The following is an 11634-nucleotide window of genomic DNA, read 5'->3' as shown; positions in this document are numbered from 1 at the left end:
CAGTCGCGGTGCAACGAATACTCCGTATCCCCATCACCATTATCGTTCAGGTGCCAACGCTGACCGGTACGAATATCGGCCTTGCGCAGACGCGGGTTCGGGTTATCCGGCTTGCCCATAGTCGGATCGTTCTTGCAGCCCCAGCGAGTGTCGTCGTAGCTGCAGTCACCTGCCACGCGTCCCACATCAACCCACCACACACGCACCAGCAACGGGTCACTGGTCGCCTGCGGGGTCACTTCCATCATCTGCCACGGGCCACCATCCACACGGAAACGAGCCGTGTAGTGCACGGTCGCATACGCGTGGAAGTTGCCAGAGCGCTGGTAGGCGTAACTCGTTGCGGTTTCACGCGGGCGTTCACGGGGATAGGTGGTCACGGGCTGACCTGCCGTGTAGTGGGTGTCTGTATCTCCGTTGCCGTACTCGATGACATAGGAGGAGGGCATGAGCTCAATTTCGACGTGTCCGGCGAGCATGTCTGCTTCGAGGCGGTAGGGGCCTCCGTCATCGACGTAGAAGTTGATCTGGTCGCCCTTGTAGACGTTGGGGTCGCCTTCTGCTCGGCCAGTGCCTGCGGGGTTGTTATAGGACTGATGCAGGGTCGGCTTACCCGGTTCTAGCGATTCTGCTGCGTGGCGGATTTCCTCCATGACTTCTTCGTAGGTCGGGCCGGTGGGACCTGGGCTGTCGGCACTGGTGAAGGTGCGGGTATTGTTCGGGATGCAACTAGCAGAGGAAGGGCTTCGGGGACTTCCGTGATCTACAGGAATGCCAGATTCAAGCGACATATTTGTGAACTTGAATGTTCCTATTCTTCCGTCTTTGGTTGTGCATGACATAATATTGGGATTTTCGTTGGCGTAGGTAACTTTTACGCCGTTTCCCTGATTTACCGTGGAATAAGTATATTGTTGCTGAATTTCCTGGTTGGCATTATCTGCACCTGTATTTTTCTCATCGTAACCATCTTGACTGCCTCGCGAAGTAGTTGTTTCAACTTCGATTTGGCAAACTTTAGCTGATGTGTCAGAACAAGGCGCAGTAATAACGTATGCATCAACGTTAGTGGTACCGCAAAATCCTAGAATGCAAGATAGAGAAAAAATCCCACTGCATTTTATTATTTTGTTCATTATTTTAGTCTTCTACCTGTTCGTAACCGATAATTTTCCATGAAGAGTCGGAGTACTTAAATTCAAATTTCCAGGTGTCATTATCCTTCTGGATATTTCGGTTTCGGTGCCATTCTCCGGTAGGCTCCACAAGAGTTATATAATTCCACTCGCGATATGCCTTCCAAAAATAGGTTTCCCCATCCTCAGACCACGGATTTCCATCAGCAACATAGTTGTCAATGCCATCAATAATCCACCCGCCGCGCTTATACAAGTCCTCAAAGCTCTTATATCCCTTAAGTTCACTTTCAAAATTACTGGAAATGTATTTTCGGGATTCCGTAAAATCGCCTACTTGAATTCCGTAATTAGTCCATTTCACCCAAGCATCCATCGTCTTACGGATACCTTCAATAGACTTCTCACGATAGCCCTCTTCAGGGGCGTTAGGCTTCGGCACGTTCTGAGCAGGGCCCTTGCCGTCCGCAGGGCGGTACTCGCCATCAGGCGCCTTCGAGCCGCCCGAGTAGCCTCGGACAGTAGAGGGGGTTGCTGAAGCTGATGCAGATTCAGATGCCGCAGCAGAAGTAGATGCCGATTCGCTTGGTGCGGCAGTTGCGGTGGCTGCCGCCTCGTTATTTGCCTGCTGGCCACACGCCGCAAGCAGGGCCCCCAGGCCCACAAGTGCGCCGCTACCCAGCAGGGTACGGCGATTAAGAATGGTCGATTCCATAGAAGATACGCTCCTATCGTCGGTGATGGTGTGTTGTTTAGTTACTAGTCGGGCCGTTATTTGCAGGTCAAGCTGACTGCCGGAAGGAAAACAGCCCTGTAGTTCACTCAACAAGCGCATCGGTGCGCTATTGAGTACTACAGTTACCACCCTACCGCATGTTTGCCGTCGTTTGCATTCTTTTGAGGATGATGACGGTGGTTGGTCATTATTCGGGCTTCTCAATGCTTTATGCATCAAATATCTTTGCGCCTGCGGAGGCGCCGCTTCTGCAGAATTTGTGCCATGGTTTAGCGTCTTCGACCATGGTTTTTAACTACGACCAAAGACACTAACCTATGGCACAAATCCGTAACCCATGACCGAATCTCCGGCTGCGCCAGGTGGTCGGGAGCTGGTTATGGGCTATGACTTAGCCTTTTCGTCGATAGGTTAGTGACTTTAATGCGGGTTAAAGACCCACGGAGAAGACACTAACCTATCGAAAACCTCGGTCTAAAAAGCAGGCGGCCCCGGACACACACGCATCCGGGGCCGCCTGCTGCGGTTATTCAGCGCCTACGAGGCAATCTTCGCGATCTGGAACATGGACGCCGGCATCGGCCGGTCCAACGACCAGCGAATATGCATCGGCTTGGAGCCCTCGTGAGAAATGTATTTCACGGTGCCCAGGCACATGTAGGGTTCGGGGCCGAGCCTATTCTCCCTGTGCTGGCGGGCGAAGAGCACGATGCGTCGGCCTCGCTCCTCGTGGTGTTGGAAGAGCTGACCCGTCGGACTTTCGGGGGTTGTCGCGCTCTGTGAATCCCATGCGAACTCGTCAGTGCTGATGGCGTAGTCTTTGTACATGGTGGCCGGGGAGAAGTGCTTCTCAGATTTCTCTAACGTCACCAGCAACGCGGTGGTGTTCGTCGGGTCGAAGGGTACAACACCGTTGACCACGCCGCCGGGTACCTTGAAGTTCTCCTCCTGGCCGCCCAGTCCGGCGAATAGTTCCTCGCGGGAGTAGAGGGCGTGAGTGCGCAGGGGGATGCCTTCACCCTCAAAGAGCGGCAGGGTGGAGGTGGTGTCCGTACCGGCGTTGAAGTTCCATACGCTCTCCAGCTCCTGCAGCATGCCGCGGTTCTTGCGCAGAGTCGCCAGGCCTTCGTTGAGGCTAAACTTCTCAGAAGAACCGTCCCACTTGGCCTTCGGCCAGATGGAGAACAGCAGCATCCATGCGTGGCGGCGCTGTTCATCGGTCATGTCCTGCTCCAGGATGTCCGTGTTTAGCAGCTCCAGGTATGCGTTAATGCGGAACGTGTCGTGTACGTGCGTGAGTGCCTTGACGCGCTTATTCGTCTCGACGGCCACGTTGTCCTGGAAGGGAACCACCAGGTCGGGGTACAGTTCACTCGCGGCCTGGAGGCTGGTCCAGGTTGTTGCGACGGGCTTAGTGATACCGGGCAGGGTCATCTTGCTGTTGCGGCCGTAAATCTGCGGCAGTCCCAACCCGTAGCGGTTGATGAAGTCAATGACGGTGGGGCGAATATCGAGGTCCGTGGAGTTTCGGCGCATATCTTCCAGGTAGCTCTTTGCGGTGTCGATGAGGGCGTTCTGGTTCATGCGTAGGGACTCGCGAATCTTCTTGATGACCTGCTTCTGAGTTAGTTCGTCCAGGTGGAAGTGGCAGCCAGCCGGCAGCTCGGGGTTCTTAACGTCCTGCTCGGTCAGGGTGCCCTGTCGTGCAAAAGCGCGGTACTTGCTGTGAATCATGAAGTTCTTGTTCTGGTGTCCCACGAAGTCGAGGACCGTCAGAACAGACTTCAACGGTGCACGGCGCAGGCCGCGGCCCAGCTGCTGCAGGAAGAGGGTGAGCGACTGGGTGGGGCGCAGCATCAGGAGGGTGTCGACGCTCGGAATATCGACGCCCTCGTTGAACAGGTCCACGGTGAAGATCGTGGTCAGCTCGTGCGTTTCGTCTGCAAGGTTTTTCATGACCTCGGCGCGGCGCTCGGCGGAATCTGTACCGACCAAAAAGTCAGCGGGAATACCGACCTCGTTGAATTTCTGCGCCATGTATTCGGCGTGCTTCACGCTCACACAGAACCCGAGTGCCTTCATGCGCAGGGGGTTGTCGACCTTCTCGCGTAGCTCCTCCACGATGATGCGCAGGCGGCGTTCAGCCTCGTCCTTGGTGTACAGGTTCTCAAGGGCGTTTTCGTCGTATTTGCCGCTTCGAACGTTGATGCGGCGCAGGTCGGTGCCGTCGGCAATACCGAAATACTGGAAGGGTACGAGGAGGTGGTCTTCGAGTGCGTCCCATAGGCGGATTGAGGTCGCCACGTAGCCGTCAAAGTACTTGTCGGCGATGTTCACCCCGTCTTCTCGCTCGGGGGTTGCGGTCAGGCCAATAAATTCGCGGGGCTCAAAATAGTTGAAAACTTTGTCCCAGCTGGCGGCCTTAATGTGGTGGCATTCGTCCATGATGATGACGTCGAAATAGTCCGGCGCGTAACTTTCGAGGGCGGCACCTGACAACGTTTGAACGGTCGCAAAAACAGCCTCATTATATTCAGGCTTTTTGCCGCCGGTCAGGAGCTCACCGAAATTACCTTTAAGCATGACGTCGCCGAAAGTGCGGCGCGCCTGGTCTAGGATTTCTTTTCGGTGTGCAATGAAAAGCAACTTTAGCTTTTTGCCGTACTGCTCGCAGAGGCGCTTGTAATCGAGAGCCGAGAACACGGTTTTGCCGGTGCCGGTTGCGGCCACGGCGAGGTTACGGTGGCGGCCCTTAGAACGAGCGTTCTGCATCTCTTCGAGCATGCGCACCTGATGCGGGAACGGGTGCACATCCAGCAGGGACGAGTCGATATCGTACTCCAGGCCCTTGCTTTTACGGCCGGTAATATCCGCCTTGGCCAGGGCAGTATCCAACTCCTGTTTCTCCTGGTCAGAGGCGGTGTAAAGGGTAAAATCGCCGCTCTTCCAGTAGCTTTCAAACAGGCCTTCAAACTGGCGGATCAGGCCGGGTGTAATCGGGTTAGAGATGCGAACATTCCACTCCAGGCCGTCAGTGAGTGCGGCACTGGACAGGTTCGAGCTGCCCACATAGCCGGTGGACATGCCGGTATTGCGGTGGAACAGCCAGGCCTTCGCGTGCAGTCGGGTGCTGTCGCCCTGGTAACTGATTTTTACCTCGGCACCGTACTCTTCAACGAGGCGGTCGATAGCCTTGCGGTCGGTTGCGCCCATGTAGGTGGTGGTAATAATGCGGAAAGGGATACCGCGATTTTTAATAGCTTTAAGCTGCTCACTCAAACTATTAACGCCGGACATTTTAAGAAATGAGCAGAGCAAATCTACGCGGTCTGCACTTTCTAATTCTTTCTGAATTTCAGTATTGAGATTCAGGTCTTTAGAAGTATTCGTCATCAGAGCAACGTCACTCAGAGGAATATCGGGGCGCGTAGTTTTTGCGTCAGTGAGGGCGAGCTCGCGCATCTGAATTACGTTGCTGTCGTCATCGGTCAGCAACGAATCGTTCTGCTCTTCGGCATCCTGCGGCAGGAGCTCCATCATGCGGTTGATGAGTTCCACCTGGTCTGCGGGGGTCTTGAGGCTTTCGAGGGCGGGGGCCAGCTGGGTGGCGAAGAACTGGGTGAGCAGTTCGGGGATGTTGTAGTCGTCCTTTTCGAGGATTTCTTCCTGCCATTGCGCGCCTTCAGGGATGGTGCGGCTCATGAGCGATGCGCTCTTGAGGTGTTCGTAGAGCCCCAGGGGGAGAGTTTCGTCAGTTGTGGTCATAGCAGCAGCCTAGCAGCCCGGGCGGTTTGCCGCTGCTTGGGTGGTCACCGGCTCACGGGGTAGGGGTGGCGGAATCCTGTAATTACAAAAATTCTGCCCCGCATCCTCCTCGAAAAGCCACATGTGTTTCGAGAAGCCACATAATATGTTGCTTTTCGAAACACATGTGGCTTCTCGGTGCAATAAAAACAGCGCCCCGCACGCAGAACACACCAGCCCAAACGCTATTGATTCGCATCACAGGCCGGCGTTCTTAGGTATCCTTGGAGTAACACCCAGACAGAAGCCCGCCCTCCACCTCGAAAGGGGCCGCATGAAAACCTTCTGGACTAACCTACCCCTCACCATCCGCGCGGCAGTCATCTTCTGCTACGTCTACGCCGCGGTGCGCATCCTCAACCTCTTCTCTGAGGCAGGCACCGCACCGTTGACCCCGCGCACGCTCCTCGACGGTGCCCTCACCGCCGCGGTCGTCGTCGGTGCTCTCGCCCTGTATCTGGGTAACGCCCTGGGTGCCGCTCTGCGCGCCCGACGAGAAGGCTACGAGCCCCGCCCGGTCGGCATCATCGTCGCCTACGCGCTCTTCGTGGCGGTGTGCACCTACCTTATCTGCCGCCTCATCGCCTACACCGTGGAGGCGGGGCTCACCTGGCTCTTCCCGCCCGCCCTCGGCCCGGTTCTGACCGCCGTGGGCATGGCTGGTCTTGGCGTGATTAACTATGTGCGCCTCGACCGAGCATATCCCGACCGCCGCAAAGACTAACCGGGGGGGGAGCTGCACCAAAACCCCTCCTTGAGAAGCCACATGTGTTTCGAGAAGCCACGTAATATGTTGCTTTTCGAAACACATGTGGCTTCTCGGCGCATTAAAAAACCGCCCCGTCCACCGCACCCACACGGGGTGCAGTGGCCGGGGCGGCCTCATTCAGCGGTCAAAAACCGGCTTACAGGCTCTGCGCCTGAATTGCGGTAATCGCAACGGTGTTGATGATGTCCTCAACGGTGGTACCGCGCGACAGGTCGTTCACGGGCTTACGCAGACCCTGCAGAACCGGGCCCACAGCGGCAACACCCGAAGACTGCTGAACAGCCTTGTAGGTGTTGTTACCGGTGTTCAGGTCGGGGAAGATGAACACGGTAGCCTGACCGGCGACCTCGCTGCCGGGCAGCTTGGTCGACGCAATGGACATGTTCGATGCAGCGTCGTACTGAATCGGGCCCTCGACCGCGAAGTCGGGGTTCGATGCGCGCACGAGCTCGGTTGCCTCACGCACAACGTCCACGTCCGCACCGGCGCCGGAGGTGCCGGTCGAGTAGGACAGCATAGCAACCTTGGGGGTGACGCCGAACTGGCGTGCAGTCTCTGCGGATGCCTTCGCAATGTCGGCGAGCTGCTCTGCGTTGGGGTTCGGGTTCACTGCGCAGTCGCCGTAGACCAGAACGCGGTCTTCCATCAGCATCAGGAAGACGGAGGAGACGATCTTGGTGCCGGGGCGGGTCTTGATGAACTCGAGCGAGGGGCGGATGGTGTTCGCGGTGGTGTTCACTGCACCGGAAACCATGCCGTCGGCGATGCCCTTGTAGACGAGCATGGTGCCGAAGTACGAGGGGTCGGTCATGCGCTCGCGAGCAGCCTCAATGGTGACGCCCTTGTGTGCACGCAGCTCAGCGTAGGTTGCTGCGAAGTCCTCGGTGTACTCGTTGTTTTCGATGTCGATGATACGAATGGTGCTGGGCAGTTCGATACCTTCGGCCCGGCAGATCTCTGCGATCTTGGCGGGGTTGCCGAGCAGGATCAGGTCGCAGAAGTCGCGGCGTGCAATGATTTCGGATGCACGCAGGATACGCACGTCGTAACCCTCGGGCAGGACCACGGAGCGGCGGTTTGCGCGTGCGGTCTCGATGAGGTTGTGCAGGAAGCGCAGCGGGGTCATGGATGCGGGGCGCTCAATTTCGAGGCGTGCCAGCAGTTCGTCCTTGTTGACGTGCTCGTCCCAGCCGCCCATTGCCGCTGCGAGCTTGCGCTGGTGGCCGCTTTCGAGGGTGCCGCGGACGCGGGAGACTGCGCGTGCAGACTTGAAGGTGTCCTTGGTGGTGGACAGCACGGGGAACGGCGCGTTGTCGATGAGGGAGCCGACTGCGGTGTTCTTGCCGGGCAGCGCGTCCAGGCCGCCGGTGAGCAGCACGCCGGAGGGTGCGGGGAAGGTCGGTGCCAGTGCGGATGCGAGGGTTGCTGCGACGATGTCTGCACGGTCGCCGGGGACGATGACGAAGTCGCCGTCGACGAACTGGTTGAGGAAGTTGGAGACGTTCATTGCTGCGACCTTGATGCCGTGGATGTCGCGGCTGAGGTCTTCTGCCTTGATGCCTTCGGTGTCGAGCTTGAGGGCTTCGGCAACTTCACCGACGGTGGGTGCGTTCAGTTCGGGGATTTCGGGCAGTACGTAGACGGGCAGGTTTGCGTCGCCGCGCTTGACGGACTTTTCGATTTCGTCGCGCAGTTCGGGTTCTGCACGGCCGACGATGATTGCGAGCAGGTCTACCTTGGAGGCGAGCAGTTCGGTGCGTGCCACGTCGACTGCGGTGACTGCTTCTTCGACGGTTTCTTCCTGTGCGCCGACGATTGCGACGACGGGCAGGCCAAGGTCACGTGCAATCTGGACGTTCAGGTCGAATTCGACTGAGAGCGCGTTGGCGGGCAGGTAGACGCCGTCGACGATTACGACGTCGCTGTTTGCTGCGACCTTTTCGTAGGCGGAGACTGCGCGTGCGGAGATTTCTTCGGTGTCGCCTTCTGCGATGAGTGCGAGTGCGTCGGTCATGGAGACTGCGCCGCCGACCTGCTCTTCGGTCAGGCCGAAGTGTTCACGGATGAGGCGTGCCATGGGGTCGTCGGAGATGGTTGCGCCGTCGAATACGGGGCGGAAGAAGCCGACGCGGTCTGCGCGCTTGATGAGGGAGTCTGCTAGACCCAGGGCTACGAGGGACTTGCCCGAGTTCTGGGACATAGCGGAGAGGTAAAGACCGGTGGTCATTGTTTTACTGTCCTTCTATGCGATGTTCGGCGCTGGGTCCCGCGGTTGCGCAGGGGTGTATGTGCTCCTGTGCGCGGGTGCGTCGAGCTTATATGTCATCTTCTATCTTAAGGCGTTGTGGGGGGCGGTGCCTAACAGGGGGTGCGGTGCGCTGCGTCATGTGGGTGGGCTGTTTCCCTGTTGTGGTGTGCCGTTTAGGGGTTGAGGATGCGCGTGTATCGGACGCTGTGGCCGGGCGCCCAGGAGCCGCGTGCTTGGAAGTACACGCCTTCGTTGCGGTAGCCGAGCCGCTCGTAGAAGGAGAGCGCTCGTTCGTTTTCTGCCATGACCCATAGGTAGGAGTTTTCGTCCGGGTAGATGACGGATTCGTAGAGTGCCTGTCCGAGCCCGGTGCCGTGCGTGTGGTTGAGGGTGTACAGGTGCACGAGTTTACGGGTGCCTGCGGGCAGTTCGGGGAGGTTGTCGGTACGTTCGAGTTCCCAGGAGGAGGGCTCACACAGGGAGAGCGCCAGGCCGACGGGCTTATCCCAGTCGATGCGTGCGCCGATGGAGCAGGAGAGCCCGCCGTCGGGGGTCCAGCCGGGCACCTCATAGGCGAAGAAGCCGCGCACGGTGGGGGAGGAGAGGTGGCGGTGGAAGTCTTCGAGGTATTCGTTGCGTTCGGCGCGGTGGCGGGCGGTGAAGCTTTCTCCGAGCGCGTCGAAGTAGATTGGGTCGTAGGTTTGCTCCATGCAGTCCAGCTGCAGGTTGACGTATTTTTCGGCGTCGGTCGGTTCAATCGGTGCGAGCGCGTAGCGGCCCTGACATACAAATCCCATGGGTTCTAGTCTACTCAGCCAGCCCCTGTGGAGGCGGTTCCTTGCGGGTGCGTACGCTAGGGGCGTGCGGGCTGTCGGTTAGGCTAGTGGGTATGGCGAAAAAGAGCAGGGCACCGAAGAAAAGCCAAAAGACGCAGAAGACCCAGAAGAACCGCATCGACGATACCGAGAGCACCCCCGTGCAGGGTGCCGCCGCTGGCGTGTACCCGATTTCTACGGGTGAGGCGGAGCTGGTCCCTGACGGCTACCATGCTGACGGCTGGCTGCTGCTCATTAATGGTGTGCAGTCTTCCCACGTGATTGTGGGTGAGCCCCGCCAGCTGGATTTTGAGTACATGCGCTGGATTGCCGCGGTCGTCTCCTCGCACGTGGAGGAGCACCTGGACGCTGCGAAGCTGCGCATCACCCACCTGGGTGGTGGCGCGTGCTCGATGGCGCGCTATTTTGCCGACCTGTACCCGACCAGCCGCAACACGGTCGTTGAGCTGGATGCCAAGCTCGCCGAGTATGTGCGCGCCTGGTTCGACATCCCCAAGGCGCCGCGTGTGAAGATTCGCGTGGGCGAGGCGGGTGCCGTCACCGCAACCTTCGCGCCCGCATCCCGCGACGTGCTGATTCGTGACGTATTCGCCGGGGACACCACCCCCGAGGCGCTCACCACCGTCGAGTTCACCCGCACCGTCGCCGAGTCGCTCGCACCCGGTGGCCTGTACATCCTCAATTGCGGTGACGGGCCTGCGCTGACCGGCGCCCGCGCCGAGGCGTCCGCCCTGCTTGAGGTGTTCGAGTACGTGTGCATTGTGGCGGATTCGGCAATGTTGAAGGGCCGCCGCCGCGGCAACGTCATTATTGCTGGCTCCCACGCGCCCCTGCCGGAGGCTGGTTCCGTGCAGGCTGCCGCTATCGCCCGTGAGCTCATGGGTGGAGGCGTGCCCGCCCAGTACTGGGACACCGCGCGTGTACGCCAGTTCGTGAGGTAACGGTTTCAGCTGTTGCCTGGGTTTTCGGTGGCGGCCTTAAGTTTTCTGGTCATGGCTTAGGTCTTTCGGCCATGGCTTAGGTTTTTCGGTGATAGGTTAGTGACTTTGGTGGGGGCTTTTAACTACCGCCAAAGTCACTAACCTATCGCCAAATTCGGTGCCCCCTCCACAGCAGACGCTACTATAGTGGCATGCGATACACCTACCTTGGCCCCTCCGGCACCTTCACCGAATCCGCCCTGCTGAGCGTCCCCGGCGCATCCGACGCCGAACGGATCCCCGCCACCAGCGTGCCCGACGCGCTCGCACGCCTGAACGCGGGCGAGGCGGACGCCGCCATGGTGCCCATCGAAAACTCCGTGGAGGGCGGCGTGAGCGCCACCCTGGACGCTATCGCAGCCAGCGAGGGTGTACGCATCATCCGCGAGGTGCTCGTACCGATCCGCTTCGTGCTGGTCGCTGCAAAGCCCATCAGCATCGAAGACGTTAAGACCATCTCCACCCACTCGCACGCCTGGGCGCAGGTGCGCGGCTGGGCGCAGGAGAATGTGCCCACCGCCGCCTACCTGCCCGGCTCCTCCACCGCCGCGGCGGCTGTCGGCCTGCTCGAAGAGGGCTGCACCTACGATGCGGCAATCTGCTCCCCGGCGCTGCTGAACTACCACCCGGAACTGCACGTGTTGCAGGACAACATCGGCGACAACAAGAACGCCGTAACCCGCTTCGTGTTGCTCTCCCGCACCGCCGACATCCCCGAACCGACCGGCTCCGATAAGACCACCCTGACCGTGCCGCTGCCCACCAACCGCGCCGGCGCCCTGCTCGAACTGCTCGAACAGTTCTCCGTGCGCGGCGTGAACCTCTCCCGCATCGAATCGCGCCCCACCGGCGAAGGCATGGGCTCCTACTCGTTCAGCATCGACGCCGACGGCCACATCTACGAGGCACGCATGCGCGACGCCCTGCGCGGCCTGCACCGCGTCTCCCCGACGCTGAAATTCCTCGGCTCCTACCCGCGCGCCGACCACGAAAACACCGAAGTCGACGCCATCCACTCCGACGGCTCCTTCGACGCCGCACACGAATGGGTCGAGTCACTCTTCCCGAACGGCCGCCCCGCACAGCTGCAGCGCCACTAGCGGCACCACTAACAACACCCCGGCG

8 protein-coding genes are annotated in these 11634 nt (G+C 59.3%); 3 read left to right on the top strand and 5 right to left on the bottom strand.

The features are described 5' to 3' along the window. The 3 genes from HMPREF2894_RS08290 to HMPREF2894_RS08280 form a co-directional block, all read right to left on the bottom strand. Positions 1-791, bottom strand: a 791-nt coding sequence (locus HMPREF2894_RS08290) for a peptide ABC transporter ATPase (protein WP_246827037.1), incomplete at its 3' end; no start/stop codon positions are given. Positions 792-1140: 349 nt separating this feature from the next. Beyond that, positions 1141-1851, bottom strand: a complete 711-nt coding sequence (locus tag HMPREF2894_RS08285) for a DUF6318 family protein (RefSeq protein WP_070678783.1) — start codon at positions 1849-1851, stop codon at positions 1141-1143. Between the two features lie 558 nt (positions 1852-2409). Further along, positions 2410-5637, bottom strand: coding sequence for a DUF3427 domain-containing protein (locus HMPREF2894_RS08280; protein ID WP_049344637.1), 3228 nt, complete (start codon positions 5635-5637; stop codon positions 2410-2412). Positions 5638-5950: 313 nt separating this feature from the next. On the opposite strand from HMPREF2894_RS08280, the gene HMPREF2894_RS08275 reads away from it, so the two are divergent. Beyond that, on the top strand, positions 5951-6400 hold the full coding sequence (locus HMPREF2894_RS08275; RefSeq protein ID WP_070678780.1) for a hypothetical protein: 450 nt from the start codon (positions 5951-5953) through the stop codon (positions 6398-6400). A gap of 181 nt (positions 6401-6581) precedes the next feature. On the opposite strand, the gene pta is transcribed toward HMPREF2894_RS08275, so the two are convergent. Both pta and HMPREF2894_RS08265 read right to left on the bottom strand, forming a co-directional pair. Then, positions 6582-8672 (bottom strand): phosphate acetyltransferase, encoded by a 2091-nt coding sequence (gene pta, locus HMPREF2894_RS08270; protein ID WP_070678777.1) that lies wholly within the window; start codon positions 8670-8672, stop codon positions 6582-6584. Positions 8673-8866: 194 nt separating this feature from the next. Continuing rightward, the gene (locus HMPREF2894_RS08265; RefSeq protein WP_070634674.1) at positions 8867-9490 is read right to left on the bottom strand and encodes a GNAT family N-acetyltransferase; all 624 of its coding nucleotides are present in this window, start codon (positions 9488-9490) and stop codon (positions 8867-8869) included. Positions 9491-9582: 92 nt separating this feature from the next. Between HMPREF2894_RS08265 and HMPREF2894_RS08260 the strand changes: the two genes are divergently transcribed. Together HMPREF2894_RS08260 and pheA are read left to right on the top strand one after the other, a co-directional pair. Further along, positions 9583-10470, top strand: coding sequence for a spermidine synthase (locus tag HMPREF2894_RS08260; protein WP_070665608.1), 888 nt, complete (start codon positions 9583-9585; stop codon positions 10468-10470). Positions 10471-10661: 191 nt separating this feature from the next. Beyond that, positions 10662-11609: a prephenate dehydratase gene (gene pheA, locus HMPREF2894_RS08255; protein WP_070665606.1), complete on the top strand. Its 948-nt coding sequence runs from the start codon at positions 10662-10664 to the stop codon at positions 11607-11609. The last annotated feature ends 25 nt before the right edge of the window (positions 11610-11634 follow it).

The organism is Rothia sp. HMSC066G02 (genome assembly GCF_001813145.1).
GTDB lineage: Bacteria > Actinomycetota > Actinomycetes > Actinomycetales > Micrococcaceae > Rothia.
The sequence above is the reverse complement of the archived record's forward strand: the minus strand, read 5'-3'. Positions and strand labels throughout refer to the sequence as shown.

Excerpts from the sequence above, each read along its gene's own strand:
- HMPREF2894_RS08285 (WP_070678783.1), bottom strand. The coding sequence starts at position 1,851 with ATGGAATCGACCATTCTTAATCGCCGTACCCTGCTGGGTAGCGGCGCA.
- HMPREF2894_RS08280 (WP_049344637.1), bottom strand. The coding sequence starts at position 5,637 with ATGACCACAACTGACGAAACTCTCCCCCTGGGGCTCTACGAACACCTC.
- HMPREF2894_RS08275 (WP_070678780.1), top strand. The coding sequence starts at position 5,951 with ATGAAAACCTTCTGGACTAACCTACCCCTCACCATCCGCGCGGCAGTC.
- pta (WP_070678777.1), bottom strand. The coding sequence starts at position 8,672 with ATGACCACCGGTCTTTACCTCTCCGCTATGTCCCAGAACTCGGGCAAG.
- HMPREF2894_RS08265 (WP_070634674.1), bottom strand. The coding sequence starts at position 9,490 with ATGGGATTTGTATGTCAGGGCCGCTACGCGCTCGCACCGATTGAACCG.
- HMPREF2894_RS08260 (WP_070665608.1), top strand. The coding sequence starts at position 9,583 with ATGGCGAAAAAGAGCAGGGCACCGAAGAAAAGCCAAAAGACGCAGAAG.
- pheA (WP_070665606.1), top strand. The coding sequence starts at position 10,662 with ATGCGATACACCTACCTTGGCCCCTCCGGCACCTTCACCGAATCCGCC.